Genomic DNA, 16448 nt, shown 5'->3' on the forward strand with positions numbered 1-16448 from the left:
CGCGACCGTCACCCGTGTCTGTGTGCATGTCTCCTGGGAGGGAAACAGCATGGCATCGCAGCATCCCCGTGGTCCGGCCTGGCCGACCGCAGCGTCGCGCCGCACCCGCGTTTTGCCGTATTCGCTCATCGCGCTGAGCATCGGCGTGTTGCTCAGCGCGCAGGCGCTGGCGCAGGACGCCGAACCTGCCGCCAAACAGCCTGCCGCCAAGAAGAGCGATCCGGTCCAGCTCGATGCGATCGAGGTCAAGGGCGTGCGGGCGAGCCTGATCAAGTCGCAGTCGATCAAGCACGACGCCGAGCAGATCGTTGATGCGGTCAGCGCCGAGGACATCGGCGCGCTGCCGGATCGCAGCGTCACCGAGACCCTGCAGCGGGTCAGCGGCGTGACCATCGATCACTTCATGGCGCGCAACGACCCGGATCACTTCTCGGCCGAAGGCAGCGGGGTGATGATCCGCGGCATGACCCAGGTGCGCGGCGAACTCAACGGCCGCGACAGCTTCAGTGCCGCCAGCGGACGCGGTCTCAGCTTCGAGGACGTGCCGGCCGAACTGATGGCCGGCGTGGACGTGTACAAGAATCCCTCGGCGGAGATCATCGAAGGCGGCCTCGGCGGCACGGTCAACCTGCGCACGCGCATGCCGTTCGATCAGCCCGGCCGCGTGGTGGGCTTCACCGCCGACGTCAACTACGGCGACCTGAGCAAGACCTACAAGCCGTCGGGCTCGTTCCTGTTCAGTGATCGCTGGAACACCGGCCTGGGCGAGATGGGCTTCATGCTCGATGTGGCGCATTCGGAACTGGCCACGCGTAGCGACGGCATCCAGGTGGAACCGTTCGTGCGCCGCACCGATCCAGCGCTGCTGGCCGGCACCAGCTTCGACAAGGTCTACGTGCCCGGTGGCGTCAATTGGCGCCAGCTGGAGTTCGAACGCAAGCGCAAGGGCGTGGCGGCCGCCTTCCAGTGGCGGCCCAGCGACGCCACCGACCTCTACGTGCAATACCTGCGCTCGTCTTACGACATGAACTGGCAGGAGCGCGCGGCGTTCTTCAACGACGACACCAATGCGATCGCGCCGGCGCCGGGCACCACCTTCACCTACGACGATGCAGGCCGTTTCGTCAGCGGCTCGCCGGTGTCCAGTTCCTGGCGCGGCAACGTCACCGGCAACGACGGCGTGCGCTTCTACACCGACAACCGCTATGCCCGGCAGAGCACCACCACCTCCGATCTGTCCGGCGGCTTCACCCATCGCCTGACCGACCGGCTGACCGTGCGCGGCGACATGCAACTGGTGCAGTCGCAGAGCGATACCCTGGACTTCACTCTGTTCAGTTCGATCTATCTGCCGGGCCTGACCTTCGACCTCAGCGGCAAGTACCCTGCGGTGACCCTGGCCGACCCGAGCTACACCGCCGACCCCTCCAACTACTTCTGGAGCGCGGCGATGGATCACCTGGCCAAGAACCGCGGCCGCGAGCTGGCCACGCGCTTCGACCTGGAGTACAGCTACGACGACAATCCGTGGCTGCGCACCTTCCGTGCCGGCATCCGCGCCACCGACCGCACCCAGACCAACAAGAATTCCGGCTACAACTGGGGCGTGATCAGCGACAACTGGGCGACCATCCCCGGCACCGCCACCGGCCTGGCCGACCTGGCCAGCTACATGACCGCGTCCTCGTCGCTGTATTCCTTTTCGAACCTGCTGCGCGGCAATGTGCGCGTGCCCAACAACCTGTACTTCCCGCGCAACAGCGCGGTCAAGGATTACGCCGGCACCTCGGCGCTGATCGAGCAGATCGTCGCGCTGCGCGGCTATGGCTGGTCACCGGACCAGTACCAGTTGCAGGACACCAACCGCCAGTTCGAGCGCACCCAGGCCGCGTACATGGTGATGTACTTCGGCAACGACACCGCGCTGGGCGTGCCGGTGGACGGCAACATCGGCGTGCGGGTGGTGCAGACCAGGACCGAGGCCTCGGGCTACGGCCAGTATCCGGACCTGTCCGCCACCTCGGCCTCGGACGCGCTCAAGGCCCAGTACTACGGGCAGTACTTCCCGAACGACGCGCGCGGCAGCTACACCGACGTGCTGCCGAGCCTGAACCTGCGCTTCAAGTTCTCCGATGCGCTGCAACTGCGCCTGGCCGCGTCCAAGGCGATGGCGCGGCCGGACTACACACAGTTGCAGCCGTATCTGCTGCTCACCGCCACCGTCAACGACGACGGCTCGCTGAAGGACTGGACCGGCTCCGCCGGCAACCCCAACCTCAAGCCGATGAAGGCCGACCAGTACGACGCCGCGCTGGAGTGGTACTTCGACAGCAGCGACATGATGTACGTGACGCTGTTCTACAAGAGCGTCAAGGACTACTTCTCCAACCAGACCGTCACCGAGAACTACGGCGGCCAGGATTTCCTGGTGACGCGTCCGTACAACATGGACAAGGGCCGCATCCGCGGCTTCGAGTACGGTTACACGCAGTTCTTCGATTCGCTGCCGGGCTGGATGAGCGGCTTCGGCGTCAATGCCAACTTCACCTTCGTCGACAGCAGCGGCGGCGTGAACACGGCCACAGATCCCTACACCAAGACCACCGTCACCGGCGTGGCGCTGCCGCTGGAAGGGCTGTCGCGGCGCAGCTACAACCTCGCCGGCATCTACGAGAAGGGTCCGCTGTCGGTGCGCCTGGCCTACAACTGGCGCTCGCGCTACCTGCTGACCGCCAGCGACGTGTCGACCAAGCTGCCGACCTGGTCGGACGACTACGGCCAGCTCGACGGCTCGGTGTTCTATCGGTTCACGCCGCACCTGCAACTGGGCATCCAGGCCAACAACATCACCAACGCGGAGACCAAGGTGCTGATGGGGCCGACCTCCTACAGCGATGGCGAGGTCGACAATCACCTGTACACGCGCAGTTGGTTCGTCAACGATCGTCGCTACTCGCTGGTGTTGCGCGCCAACTGGTAGGTGCACAGCCGTCTCCGGCGCGCGGTCCGCCTGCGGCGAGGCGGGTGGCTGCCGCCGGCTTTCCCCCCGACGCAGGAACCGCTCATGGCAAGACCGCTGCATCCCACCGTTCGCCTGGCGCTGCTGGCGCTGGCGTTCGCGTCATGGCCGGCCGCGGCGGAACTGCAACTGCCGTTGCTGTTCGCCGACGGCGCCGTCCTGCAGCGCGATGCGCCGATTCCGGTGTGGGGCTGGGCCTCGCCTGGCGCACGCATCCAGGCGCGCCTGGACGGAGCCAGCGCCAGTGCGGTCGCAGGCCGCGATGGCCGCTGGCAACTGCAGTTGCCGGCGCATGCGGCCGGTGGCCCGTACGTGCTGGACGTGCAGGGCGACGGCAGCCAGCGCCGCATCGGCGACGTGCTGATCGGCGACGTGTGGCTGGCCAGCGGCCAGTCCAACATGGAGTGGCCGCTGGCGCAGGCGCGCGACGGCGCGCGCGAAGTGGCGGCGGCAACGGATCCGCAACTGCGCAACTTCAAGGTGCCCAAGGCCTGGGCGGCGCAGCCGCAGCCGCGGCTGCCCGGGGGCAGTTGGGTCGCGGCCACGCCGGCCACTGCCGGCGCGTTCTCGGCTGTGGCGTACTTCTTCGCGCGCGAGCTGCGCCAGCGCACCGGCGTGCCGATCGGCATCATCGACAGCACCTGGGGCGGCAGCGCGATCGAGACCTGGATGGACGCGGCCTCGCCGGGCGTGGACGCGGCGCAGGTGCGCACGCGCATCGCGCAGATGCAGGCCAAGGACGCACAGGACCTCGGCGAGACCCGGCGGCGCCTGGCGCGCTGGCCGCAGCCGACCACCGCGGATGCGGATGCCGGCTGGGCCGCCGCCGATCTGGACGACCGCGACTGGGACCGCCAGCCGCTGCCGGGGCTGTGGGAACAGCATGGCTACGTCGGCATGGACGGCGTCGCCTGGTACCGCAGCACTTTCACCCTCAGCGCGGCCGAAGCCAAGGCCGGCGCCGTCGTGGGCATCGGCCCGGCCGACGATGCCGACACCACCTACGTCAATGGCGTGGAGGTCGGCCACACCGAAGGGCGCTACACCGAACCGCGCCGCTACCGCGTGCCGCCGGCAGCGCTGCGCGCCGGCGTCAACCACATCGCGATCCGCATTCTGGATACCGGCGGCTTCGGCGGCATTCCCGGCGATGCGGCGGCGTTCTTCGTGCAGCCCGACGGCGGTCGGCCGCGCTCGCTGGCCGGCGACTGGCAGTTCCGCCCGGGCAAGGTCACGCTGGCCGCCAACGACGACAAGAACCAGGTGCCGACGCTGCTGTACAACGCGATGATCCATCCCTTGCAGCCGTTTCCGGTCAAGGGCGTGATCTGGTACCAGGGCGAGAGCAACGCCTACCCGTATGGCGCGCTGCGCTACCGCGAGCAGTTCGCCTCGCTGATCGGGCGCTGGCGGCAGGAGCGCGGACAGCCGCAGCTGCCGTTCCTGTGGGTGCAACTGGCCAACTGGAAGGCCGGCAACGATCAGGGCGACCTGAGTCCGTGGGCGCAACTGCGCGAATCGCAGACCAGGACGCTGGCGCTGCCGGCCACCGGGCAGGCGGTGACCATCGACATCGGCACGCCGGACAACATCCATCCCCCCAACAAGCAGGACGTGGGGCATCGCCTGGCGCTGGTCGCACGGCACGTGGCCTACGGCGAAACCCTGGTCTACAGCGCGCCGATGTTCGCGCGCGCCACGTTCGCCGATGGACAGGCACGGGTGATGTTCGACCTGATGGGCAGCACCCTGGCGTTGCGCGGCGGCGGCACTGAGGTGCGTGGCTTCGCCCTGGCCGGCGCCGATCGCCGCTTCCATCCGGCGCAGGCACGGATCGAGGGCGACCAGGTGGTGGTCCGCAGCGACGCGGTGCCGCAGCCGCAGGCAGTGCGCTACGCCTGGAGCGAAAACCCCGAGGACGCCAATTTGGTCAACCGCGAGCAGTTGCCGGTGGGCCCGTTCCGCAGCGACGATTGGTGAGGCAGGGCACCTGCCCCATGCGAAGAACCGAATCGCCGTTGCGCGCGTTGCGCACCGCATGGCGGCTGCCGGTCCTGCTATCGCTGCTGCTGAGCGGTTGCCAGGCCGCGCCGGATGCAGCGTCGGGTGGTAGGCACACGCCTGCTGCCGCGACATCGGCGCCGGCCCAGGCACCGATCCCGCGCCTGGTGAGCACCGACGGTCGGCATGCCTTGTTGGTCGACGGCGCACCGTTCCTGATCCTCGGTGCGCAGGTCAACAACTCCAGCAACTATCCGGCGGCGCTGGCGCAGGTGTGGCCGGCGATCCGCGCGCTGGGGCCGAACACGGTGCAGGTGCCGATCGCCTGGGAGCAGGTGGAACCGGAAGAGGGCCGCTTCGATTTCTCCTTCGTCGACACGCTGCTGGCGCAGGCGCGCATGCAACGGGTGCGGCTGGTGCTGCTGTGGTTCGGCACCTGGAAGAACAACGGCCCCAACTACGCGCCGCACTGGGTCAAGACCGACGATGCGCGCTTCCCGCGCGTGGTCGCGCGCGACGGGCGACGCCTGGGTTCGCTGTCGCCGCTGGCGCCGGCCACGCTGCAAGCCGACCGCACCGCGTTCGTTGCCTTCATGCGGCATCTGCGCCAGGCCGATCCGCAGCGCACCGTGATCATGGTGCAGGCCGAGAACGAGCCCGGCACCTACGGCAGTGCGCGCGATTTCTCGCCGATGGCGCAGCGCGTGTTCGACGGCCCGGTGCCGCAGGCATTGCTGCAGCGGCTCGGCAAGTCGCCGGGCAGCTGGGCGCAGGTGTTCGGCGCCGATGCCGACGAGATCTTCCACGCCTGGCACATCGCGCACTTCATCGACCGTATCGCCGAGGCTGGCAAGGCCGCGTATCCCTTGCCGATCTACGTCAATGCGGCGTTGCGCGGCCCGTTCAATCCGGGCCAGCCCGGGCAGTACGCCAGCGGCGGCCCCACCGACAACGTGCTGGACGTGTGGAAGGCGGCGGCGCTGCACATCGATCTGCTGGCGCCGGACATCTACATGCCCGAGTACCCGCTGTACACCACGGTGCTGCAACGCTACGCGCGGCCCGACAACGCGCTGTTCGTCGCCGAGACCGGCAACCGCCCCGAGTACGCGCGCTACCTGTATCCGGCGCTGGGTCACGACGGCATCGGCTGGTCCACCTTCGGCATCGACTACAGCGGCTACTCCAACTATCCGCTCGGCGCCAAGCGCGTGGATGCGCAGGCGCTGGCGCCGTTCGCGCTGGGCTATCGGGCGGTGGGCATGGGCATGCGCGTGTTCGCCCGCGCCGCGGCCGCCGGCAAGCTGCACGGCACCGCCGAGGCGCCGGGCCAGGCGGTGCAGGAACTGCCGCTCAACGCGCGCTGGAGCGCCACCGTCACCTACGGCGTGCCGCAGTTCTGGTTCCAGGGCGAGCCGCCCGGCAATCCCGCGCCGATCGGTGCGGCGCTGATCGCCGAACTCGGCCCGGACACCTTCCTGATCACCGCCCAGCACGCGCGGGTGACCCTGCACCCAGCCAGCGCCGCGACCGCCAACATGCTCTACGACCGGGTCGAGGAGGGCGTGTACGACGGCGAGCAGTGGCGGTTCCGGCGCAACTGGAACGGCGACCAGACCGATTACGGACTCAATTTCTCCGACGTGCCGCAATTGCTGCGCGTCACCCTGGCGACCTATTGACGACGCGGCGGCGCCAGACGCGCCGTGCCGCGTGACTTTCCAAGGGAGTGAACATGCACCGCGCCAACCATTGCCTGCCGCCTTCGTTGCTACGCCTGTTGGCGCTGGCGTTGCTCGCGGTCGCCGCATCCGCCGCCGCGCAGCAGGTGACCCGCGATGCCGACGGCGTCACCGTGCATCCCAGCGCCAAGGGCGCGGCGCCGGTACGCCTGCAGGTGATCGACCGCGGCATCGTCCGGGTCAGCGCCGATCCCACCGGTACGTTCCAGCGCACGCCCAGCCTGATGCGGGTGCCGGTGCAGGGCGACACCGGCTTTACGCTGGAGCAGCGCGGCGACACGGTGCAGCTCAAGACCGCGCGGATGACCGCGCAGGTGTCCACCGTCGATGGCCATGTCGGCTTCACCGATGCGCAGGGCACGCCGCTACTGGCGGAAGTGGCGGGCGGGCGCAGCTTCGCGCCGTTGCAGGTCGAGGGCCGCCACTACCTGAGCCTGCGCCAGCGCTTCGTCTCGCCGCCCGACGAGGCCTTCTACGGGTTCGGCCAGCACCAGCAGGGCTGGATGAACCAGAAGGGCCACGACATCGAACTGCTGCAGAGCAATCTCGACATGGCGGTGCCGTACCTCGTGTCCAGCCGCAACTACGGCATCCTGTGGGACAACAACGCGATCACCCGCTTCGGCGATCCGCGCGGGCTGCAGCCGCTGCCGGCGACACTGCGCCTGTACGACGCGCACGGCAAGCCCGGAGCGCTGACCGCGCACTACGCGATCGACGGCAAGCCGGTGCTGGAGCGTCGCGAAGCCGACATCGACTATCAGTACATCAAGGACCTGGCGAAATTCCCCGCCGCGGCCAAGCCGGGCGACAAGCGCCGCATGCAGGTGCGCTGGGAAGGCCAGATCGAGGCCGAACGCGGCGGCACGCATACCTTCTCGCTCTACGCCAGCGAGTACGCCAGGCTGTGGGTCGACGGCAAGCTGCTGGTCGACCGCTGGCGGCAGAACTGGAACCCCTGGCACCACGAGTTCGCGCTGCAGCTGCAGCCCGGCCAACGGCATACCCTCAAGGTCGAATGGGACCTGATCGATCCCAGCTACATCGCGCTGCTGCATCGCGACCCGCTGCCGGCGGCCGAAGCCGGCGACCTGTCGCTGTGGTCCGAAGCGGGGCAGATGATCGACTACTACGTCGTCGCCGGCGACAACGCCGACCAGGTCATCGCCGGCTACCGCACGCTGACCGGCAAGGCGGTGTTGCTGCCGAAGTGGGCCTACGGCTTCTGGCAGAGCCGCGAGCGCTACAAGACCCAGGACGAACTGCTCGGCGCGCTGGCCGAGTACCGTCGGCGGCAATTGCCGATCGACAACATCGTGCTCGACTGGTCGTACTGGCCGGAGAACGCCTGGGGCTCGCACGATTTCGACCGCGCGCGCTTTCCGGATCCGGACGGCATGGTCAAGGCGGTGCACGCCAGCCACGCGCAACTGATGATCTCGGTCTGGCCGAAGTTCTATCCGAGCACTGCCCACTACAAGGAACTGGACGCGGCCGGGCACATCTACCGGCGCAACGTCGAGGTGGGCGAACTGGACTGGATCGGCAAGGGCTACACCAACGCATTCTACGACCCATATGCGGCCGATGCGCAGGCGATCTACTGGCGGCAGATCGACGAGACGCTCAACCGCAAGGGCATCGATGCCTGGTGGCTGGATGCCGACGAGCCCGACGTGCACTCCAACCTGGACATCGCCGAGCGCAAGGCGCGCACCACGCCGACCGCGCTGGGGCCTTCCACCGAGTTCTTCAATTCCTACCCGTTGCCGCACACCCACGGCGTCTATGCCGGCGACCGCGCCGCCGACGGCAAGCGCGTGTTCATCCTCTCGCGCAAGGGCTACGCCGGCATCCAGCGCAACGCCGTGGCGGTGTGGAGCGGCGACATCGCCTCGCGCTGGGAGGACATGCGCGAGCAGATCTCCGCCGGCGTCAACCTGTCGATGTCGGGCCTGCCGAACTGGACCTTCGACATCGGCGGCTTCGCCGTGGAGAAGCGCTACGAAAGCCAGGACCCGGCGCACCTGCCGGAGTGGCGCGAACTCAACACGCGCTGGTTCCAGTTCGGCGCCTTCGTGCCGCTGTTCCGCTCGCACGGCCAGTTCCCGTACCGCGAGATCTGGAACATCGCGCCGGAAGGCACGCCGTACTACGCCAGCATGGCCTACTACAGCCGCCTGCGTTACGCGCTGCTGCCCTACATCTACACGCTCGCCGGCGACACCTATCACCACGACGGGGTGATGATGCGCGGTCTGCCGATGGACTTCCCGCACGACCCCAAGGTCGCCGACATCGACGACGAGTACCTGTTCGGCCCGGCGTTCCTGGTCGCGCCGGTGACCCGCTTCGGTGCGACCTCGCGCAAGGTCTACCTGCCGGCCGGTACCGACTGGATCGACTTCAACAGTGGCGCGCGCCACGCCGGTGGCCAGACCATCGACGCCGCCGCGCCGCTGCAGCGCATGCCGCTGTTCGTGCGCGCCGGCGCCATCGTGCCGATGACCCAAGTGCAGCAGTACGTCGACCAGATCCCGGACGCACCGCTGACCGTGGTGGTCTATACCGGCGCCGACGGCCGCTTCTCGCTGTACGAGGACGACGGCACCGGCTACGGCTACGAGAAGGGCGAGTTCAGCCGCATCCCGTTGCAGTGGGACCAGGCCAGCGGCGTGCTGCGCATCGGCGCGCGCGAGGGGCGCTGGCCAGGGATGCAGGACCGGCGCACCCTCCATGTGCGCTTCGTCGATGGTCCACGCGACGATGCCGGCGCGCTCGAACCCGCGGCCGACGCCAGTGTGGAGTATCGCGGCCAACCCCTGGAGGTGCCGCGCAAGGGAACCGGCCATGCCGTCGCGGCGCGGGCAGGATGAGCCTGGGATGGCGCGCGAGATGGTGCCAGCGTTGGTTGCCCCATGCTGGCGGTCGTGGCGTGCTGGCTGGTTTGCGATGCAGCGAAACAGGCGCGCTACGCCCGTACCCTCATCCGCCCCTTCGGGGCACCTTCTCCCAATGGGAGAAGGGAAGCATGTTCGCTGGCGCGGGCACGATCGTGACGTCCGCAAAGAAGCGGCCGCGGCGCGCTTGAGCCCCTCTCCCGTCGGGAGAGGGGTTGGGGTGAGGGTACGGAGCGCAGCGCTTCATCTGCTCCCTGGGGTACTTCCCCGAGGAGGACCATGGTCCACGGGGAGAAGGGATGCATCGAATGCGCAACGGTGCAACATGCGCACGCCTTGCGCGCAAGTTTGATGCAGCGCATCAAGATGGTGCCGTGTGTAGACACATCCTGCGCAGAGTCGAGACCGCGCCAGTCGCCAGCGTGTCGCGCATGCGACGGGCCATCACTGCCCGCAATGACATGCGTTGGCTCGATCCGTGTCCCGCTTCTGCATGCGTTGACCATGAATTGGCTGCAGGGCGGCAGGATCCATTGCGTGCGTAAGCCATCGCTCGGGCCGCCCTGGCAGCGCGCGACGCGCAACGTCATCATGCGCCGCTGCGTGATGCGTGCAGTGCGCACTACACTCGGCGTCACGGCGGGCGGTCCCCGCACGCCGGCCTTTCTCCTGGAGCGATGATGGAACTGGGTGTGTGCACGATGTGGCGGGTAGCGCAATGAGTCTGTACATCGGCCTGGACGTGGGCACGCAGAGCGTCAAGCTGCTCGCCTACGATGCCGACAGCCGGCAGGTGGTGGCCACCCACGGCCACGCGCTGGAGCTGATCAGCCGCGACGACGGCACCCGCGAGCAGCAGGCGCAGTGGTGGATCGACGGCATCGTCGCCTGTTTCGCCGCACTCAGCGCCGAACAGCGGGCGCAGGTGCGGGCCATCGCGGTGTCCGGGCAGCAGCACGGCTTCGTGCCGCTGGATGCGCAGGGCCAGGTCACCGCGCCGGTGAAGCTGTGGTGCGACACCAGCACCCAGCGCGAGTGCGAGGAGATCATGGACGCGGTCGGCGGCGCGCAGCGCTGCGTGGAACTGGCTGGCAATCCGATCCTGGCCGGCTACACCGCCTCCAAGCTGCCGTGGACGCGCAAGCATCGTCCCGATGCCTACGCGGCGATGACGACGGTGCTGCTGCCGCACGACTACGTCAACTTCTGGCTCACCGGCGAGCGCTACGCCGAAGTCGGCGATGCCTCCGGCAGCGGCTGGCTGGACGTGCGCACCCGGCAATGGTCGGCGCCGCTGCTGCAGGCGATCGATCCGCAGCGCGACCTGGCCGCGGCGCTGCCGCCGCTGGTGCCGACCGAGACCAGTTTCCTTCTCTCCGCCGCCGCGGCGCAGACCTTGGGTCTGCCGCGCGAGGTGCGCGTGGCCACCGGCGGCGGCGACAACATGATGGCGGCGATCGGCACCGGCAACGTGGTGCCGGGACGCCTGAGCATGAGCCTGGGTACCTCCGGCACGCTGTTCGCCTACGCAGAGCGCCCGGTGGTGGACCCGGACGCACGCTGGGCCGCATTCTGCTCTTCCAGCGGCGGTTGGCTGCCACTGATCTGCACCATGAACTGCACGGTGGCCACCGAGACCATCGCGCGCCTGTTCGGCATCAAGACCGGGCAGGGCGAGGCCTTGCTCGCCGCCACCGCGCCCGGTGCGGATGGACTGGTCCTGCTGCCGTTCTTCAACGGCGAACGCACCCCGAACCTGCCGGCCGCGCGCGGCTGCCTGACCGGCATGGACCTGCACAACACCACGCCGGCGCATTTCTATCGCGCGGCGATGGAGGGCGCCAGCTACAGCCTGCGCAACGGTTTCGACGCCTTCGTCGACGCCGGGCTGCAGTTCGATGCCATCTCCCTCACCGGCGGCGGCAGCAACAGCGCCGGCTGGCGCCAGCTCGTCGCCGACCTGTTCGGGCTGCCGGTGCACGTGCCGGCGCAGGCCGAGGGCGCGGCATTCGGCGCCGCGCTGCAGGCGCTGTGGGCCGACGCCTGGGCGCAGGGCGAGCGCGCCAGCCTGGCCGAGGTGGTGCTGCAGCACCAGCAGGACGACCCGGCGCGGTCCGCGCAGCCGGATGCGCAACGCGGTGCGCAGTACCAGGCGCACTACCAGAGCTTCCAGCGGCATCTGCAGGCCATCGGCCCGCTGTACGCCGCGTGATTCCCTTTCCCCCGCAACGCACTAGGACTTCGTGATGAGCACTTCCGTCTACACCGGCGCCAAGGAGTTTTTCCCGGGCATCGGCCGCATCCCGTTCGAAGGCAAGGCCTCGGACAATCCGCTGGCGTTCAAGGTCTACGACGCCGGCAAGCGCATCGGCGACAAGACCATGGCCGAGCACCTGCGCTTCGCCGTGGCCTACTGGCACAGCTTCTGCGGCAACGGCGCCGATCCGTTCGGCCCCGGCACCCGCGCCTATCCCTGGGACGCCGGCAGCGATGCGCTGGGCCGCGCCGAGGCCAAGGCCGATGCCGCGTTCGAGTTCTTCACCAAGCTCGGCGTGCCGTACTACTGCTTCCACGACGTCGATCTGGCGCCGGACGCGGAGGATGTCGGCCAGTACGAGAAGAACCTCAAGCACATGGTCGGCATCGCCAGGCAGCGTCAGGCCGACACCGGGGTCAAGTTGCTGTGGGGCACCGCCAACCTGTTCTCGCATCCGCGTTACATGAACGGTGCGGCGACCAACCCGGACTTCGACGTGGTTGCGCGCGCGGCGGTGCAGGTCAAGGCCGCGCTGGAAGCGACGGTGGAACTGGGCGGCGAGAACTACGTGTTCTGGGGCGGCCGCGAAGGCTACGCCTGCTTGCACAACACGCAGATGCGACGCGAGCAGGAGCACCTGGCGCGGTTTTTGACCCTGGCCCGCGACTACGGGCGCAGCATCGGCTTCAAGGGCAATTTCCTGATCGAGCCCAAGCCGATGGAGCCGATGAAGCACCAGTACGACTTCGACAGCGCCACCGTGGTCGGCTTCCTGCGCCAGCACGGCCTGGACCAGGACTTCAAGCTCAACATCGAGGCCAACCACGCCACCCTGTCCGGGCACAGCTTCGAACACGACCTGCAGGTGGCCAGCGACGCCGGCCTGCTCGGCAGCATCGACGCCAACCGCGGCAATCCGCAGAACGGCTGGGACACCGACCAGTTCCCGGTCGACCTGTACGACACGGTGGGCGCGATGCTGGTGGTGCTGCGGCAGGGCGGGCTGGCCCCGGGCGGACTTAACTTCGACGCCAAGGTGCGCCGCGAGTCGTCCGATCCGCAGGACCTGTTCATCGCCCACATCGGCGGCATGGACGCGTTCGCGCGCGGCCTGGAAGTCGCCCACGCGCTGCTCACCGCCTCGCCGCTGGAGCAGTGGCGCCGCGAGCGCTACGCCAGCTTCGACAGCGGTGCCGGTGCGGCCTTCGCCGCTGGCAGGAGCACGCTGGCCGACCTGGCCGCGCACGCCGCGCAGGCCGGCGAGCCGACCCAGCGCAGCGGCCGCCAGGAAGCCTACGAGAACCTGATCAACCAGTACCTGCTGCGCTGAACCGGTGCGCGGCGGCGGCCCGGTGCCGCCGCTGCGCACGCTCCTTCCCGCGCGCCGGCCGTCTTCCTCTTGCACGCCACCAGGTGAACCCATGTCCAGTGTTCCGATCGATCGCCACGCCGACGCCGGCGAGAACACCCGCCTCATCATCCTGATCAGCTGCGTCGCCACCATCGGCGGCTTCCTGTTCGGCTTCGACAGCGGGGTCATCAACGGTACTGTCGATGGCCTCAAGCAGACCTTCCAGTCCAGTTCCGCCGGCACTGGCTTCGAAGTCGCCTCGATGCTGCTGGGCTGCGCGTTCGGCGCGTTCCTGGCCGGTTCGCTCGCCGATCGCTGGGGCCGGCGCACGGTGCTGATCGTCTCGGCGGCGCTGTTCCTGCTGTCGGCGCTGGGCGCCGGCGCGGCGCACAACTCGGTGGTGTTCGTGCTGGCGCGGATGATGGGCGGTTTCGCGGTGGGCGCAGCCAGCGTGATGTCGCCGGCCTACATCGCCGAGGTCGCCTCGGCGCGCTACCGCGGGCGCCTGGCCACGGTGCAGCAGATCGCCATCATCGGCGGCCTGTTCTGCGCCTTCCTCAGCAACTATCTGCTGGCCAAGGCGGCCGGCGCGTCCACCGAGGCGCTGTGGCTGGGGCAGCCGGCCTGGCGCTGGATGTTCTGGATGCAGGCGCTGCCGTCCACCGCGTTCCTGCTGCTGTTGCTGGCGATTCCGGAGAGCCCGCGCTTCCTGGTGGTGAAGGGCCGCCGCGAGCAGGCGCTGGCGGTGCTGACCCGGCTGTACGGCGCCGGCACCGCGCAGACCAAGCTGACCGAAATCTCCGCCTCGCTCTCTGCCGACCAGCACAAGCCGCGGCTGTCCGACCTGGTCAGCAAGGTCACCGGCAAGGTCCGCCCGATCGTGTGGATCGGCATCGGCCTGGCCACCTTCCAGCAACTGGTCGGCATCAACGTGGTGTTCTACTACGGCGCGGTGCTGTGGCAGGCGGTGGGCTTCTCCGAGAGCGATGCGCTGTTGATCAACGTGCTGTCCGGCGCGTTGAGCATCGGCGCCTGCCTGGTCACGGTGGTGCTGATCGACCGGATCGGGCGCAAGCCGCTGCTGTGGATCGGCTCGGCCGGCATGGCGGTGTCGCTGGCGCTGGTCACCATCGCCTTCGCCAGCGCCTCGCTGGATGCGGCCGGCAAGCTGGCGCTGTCGCCGGGCATGGGCCGGCTAGCGCTGATCGCGGCCAATGTCTACGTGGTCTTCTTCAACATGTCCTGGGGCCCGGTGATGTGGGTGATGCTGGGCGAGATGTTCCCCAACCAGATCCGCGGCTCCGGCCTGGCCGTGGCCGGCGCGGCGCAGTGGATGTCCAACTTCGCCATCACCGTGACCTTCCCGATCCTGCTCGGCAGCATCGGCCTGGCCGGTGCCTACGGCATCTACACCGTCGCTGCGTTCCTGTCGGTGTTCTTCGTGCTGCGCTACGTGTACGAGACCAAGGGCAAGGAACTGGAGCAGATGCAGGGCTGAGGCCGATGCGCACGCGCGTGCCGTGTCCGGATCGAGGTGTCTGTAGTGAGCGGCTGAAGGCATTGCCGGATCGGTGGCGGCGCTGCGCGTGCCGTACCCTCACCCCAACCCCTCTCCCGGTGGGAGAGGGGCTTTGGCCTCTCCCTTCTCCCACCGGGGCCATGGCCCCCTTCTTGGGGAAGGTGCCCCGCAGGGGCGGACGAGGGTCCAGGCGAATCCTTGCGAGCAGGTCCGCGCAGCCCATAGGCATTCATTGATTCCTTATGTCTGCGAAGGGCGGTCCCATCGGCACGCGCTTGTTGTGTTATTTTATAACAATTGTCACTTTGCCTTGCTTGCCCTCCCTCGCTCCCTTGCCGCTCCCGCCGATCCGATGAACCTGCAGATCCCCTCGCCATTGCCCGATGTCGCCGCCGACGAACCGTCGCAGATCGCCGCTCCCCTGAACTGGGTGGGCATGGACGGCATCGCGCTGCCGATCAGTCTGGAAATGGGCGAGGGCGCGCCTGCGGCACCCGTGCCGGCGCAGGCCGCGCTCGCCGTCGACCTGCCGTCGGCGCAGGTCAAGGGCATTCATATGTCGCGGCTGTACCGCCTCCTCGACGAGAGCGCGCAGCAGCCGTTGTCGCCGTCGCGCCTGTCGCAGTTGCTGCGGGCGATGGTGCACAGCCATGCCGATTGCGCCTCGACCGCGGCGCGGGTGTCGCTGCGCCTGGAGCTGCTGCGTCGCAGCCCGGCGCTGCGCAGTGTGGGGCTGGCCGGCTGGCGGGCGTATCCGCTGCGGATCGACGCCGAGTTGCGCGGCGGCGTGGTCCGCCTGGGGCTGGGCGTGGAGTTGTTATATTCCTCGACCTGTCCATGCTCGGCGGCGCTGGCGCGGCAACTGCTCAGCGAGGCTTTCGTGCAGCAGCACGTGGACCAGGCCTCGGTCCCGCGCGAGGCGGTCGCGGACTGGCTGCTCCGGCACGGCAGCCATGCCACCCCGCATAGCCAGCGCAGCGTGGCCTCGGTGCGGGTCGGCGTGTCGGCCCGCGCGGTGCGTTTCGACGCCGAGGGAGTGATCGTGCTGGCCGAGCAGGCCCTGGCCACGCCGGTGCAGGCGGCGGTGCGCCGCGCCGACGAACAGGCGTTCGCGCGCCGCAACGGCGAGAACCTGATGTACGTGGAGGACGCCGCGCGGCGCCTGCAACAGGCGCTGGGCACACGCTACGCCGACGTGCAGGTGCAGGTGCGGCATCTGGAAAGCCTGCATGCGCACGACGCGGTGGCGGAGACTGCATCGGCGCCGGTGGCCGTCATGGCCGGGGAGGCCGCCCCTGACTTGGCGCAGGCCTGACCGCGAGCTGCGGGTGGTCGGCAAGTGCGCACCGATGCCGACCGGATCGCGCACGTCGCCCGGGCAGCCTCGGCGTTCCGGGTAGGCTTGGATGGGCGTGCCGGCGTCTGCAGCCGTCTGGCCGAGGGCGATCGACGCCCGCCCAATCAGGAGTGAGGCACGTCGGGCCGGCCGGCCCCAGAACGCAAAAAACCCCGCCAAGGCGGGGTTTTTGCTGTGTCGCGCTGCAGGCGAGGCGAGGATGGCGCTCCCTAGGGGACTCGAACCCCTGTTTTAGCCTTGAGAGGGCCACGTCCTAACCACTAGACGAAGGGAGCGTTTGGTCGCGTCGATTGCAGCGCGCT

The 16448-nt window shown here is 68.8% G+C and carries 8 protein-coding genes and 1 tRNA gene; 8 read left to right on the top strand and 1 reads right to left on the bottom strand.

Features of this window, described 5'->3' with window-relative positions; all coding sequences use genetic code 11:
• The first annotated feature begins 112 nt into the window (after nt 1-112).
• The 8 genes from RAB71_RS09830 (at nt 113) to folE2 (ending at nt 16104) form a co-directional block, all read left to right on the top strand.
• Nucleotides 113-2980 (top strand): TonB-dependent receptor, encoded by a 2868-nt coding sequence (locus RAB71_RS09830; protein WP_234006560.1) that lies wholly within the window; start codon nt 113-115, stop codon nt 2978-2980.
• A gap of 84 nt (nt 2981-3064) precedes the next feature.
• Nucleotides 3065-4999, top strand: coding sequence for a sialate O-acetylesterase (locus RAB71_RS09835; protein ID WP_010343901.1), 1935 nt, complete (start codon nt 3065-3067; stop codon nt 4997-4999).
• A gap of 17 nt (nt 5000-5016) precedes the next feature.
• Entirely contained in the window at nt 5017-6702 is a 1686-nt protein-coding gene (locus tag RAB71_RS09840) for a DUF5597 domain-containing protein (RefSeq protein ID WP_050946595.1), read from the top strand.
• Nucleotides 6703-6755: 53 nt separating this feature from the next.
• On the top strand, nt 6756-9638 hold the full coding sequence (locus RAB71_RS09845) for a TIM-barrel domain-containing protein (protein WP_010343899.1): 2883 nt from the start codon (nt 6756-6758) through the stop codon (nt 9636-9638).
• A gap of 742 nt (nt 9639-10380) precedes the next feature.
• Nucleotides 10381-11874, top strand: a complete 1494-nt coding sequence (xylB, locus tag RAB71_RS09850) for a xylulokinase (RefSeq protein WP_010343898.1) — start codon at nt 10381-10383, stop codon at nt 11872-11874.
• A 34-nt stretch (nt 11875-11908) separates the two neighbouring features.
• Nucleotides 11909-13249, top strand: a complete 1341-nt coding sequence (gene xylA / locus RAB71_RS09855; RefSeq protein WP_041500108.1) for a xylose isomerase — start codon at nt 11909-11911, stop codon at nt 13247-13249.
• A gap of 91 nt (nt 13250-13340) precedes the next feature.
• Nucleotides 13341-14768 carry a sugar porter family MFS transporter gene (locus RAB71_RS09860; RefSeq protein WP_010343896.1) on the top strand — a complete coding sequence of 476 codons (1428 nt, stop codon included), beginning with the start codon at nt 13341-13343 and terminating at the stop codon, nt 14766-14768.
• A gap of 385 nt (nt 14769-15153) precedes the next feature.
• Nucleotides 15154-16104, top strand: a complete 951-nt coding sequence (gene folE2, locus RAB71_RS09865; protein WP_029562225.1) for a GTP cyclohydrolase FolE2 — start codon at nt 15154-15156, stop codon at nt 16102-16104.
• Nucleotides 16105-16346: 242 nt separating this feature from the next.
• Here the strand turns inward: folE2 and RAB71_RS09870 are convergent.
• A tRNA-Glu gene (locus tag RAB71_RS09870) sits at nt 16347-16421 on the bottom strand.
• Between the last annotated feature and the right edge of the window lie 27 nt (nt 16422-16448).

This window comes from Xanthomonas sacchari (assembly GCF_040529065.1).
Lineage (GTDB): Bacteria > Pseudomonadota > Gammaproteobacteria > Xanthomonadales > Xanthomonadaceae > Xanthomonas_A > Xanthomonas_A sacchari.

What these genes read in the sequence shown, in the direction of transcription:
- xylA (WP_041500108.1), top strand. Translation starts at nt 11,909, where the DNA reads ATGAGCACTTCCGTCTACACCGGCGCCAAGGAGTTTTTCCCGGGCATC.
- RAB71_RS09860 (WP_010343896.1), top strand. Translation starts at nt 13,341, where the DNA reads ATGTCCAGTGTTCCGATCGATCGCCACGCCGACGCCGGCGAGAACACC.
- RAB71_RS09835 (WP_010343901.1), top strand. Translation starts at nt 3,065, where the DNA reads ATGGCAAGACCGCTGCATCCCACCGTTCGCCTGGCGCTGCTGGCGCTG.
- RAB71_RS09840 (WP_050946595.1), top strand. Translation starts at nt 5,017, where the DNA reads ATGCGAAGAACCGAATCGCCGTTGCGCGCGTTGCGCACCGCATGGCGG.
- xylB (WP_010343898.1), top strand. Translation starts at nt 10,381, where the DNA reads ATGAGTCTGTACATCGGCCTGGACGTGGGCACGCAGAGCGTCAAGCTG.
- RAB71_RS09845 (WP_010343899.1), top strand. Translation starts at nt 6,756, where the DNA reads ATGCACCGCGCCAACCATTGCCTGCCGCCTTCGTTGCTACGCCTGTTG.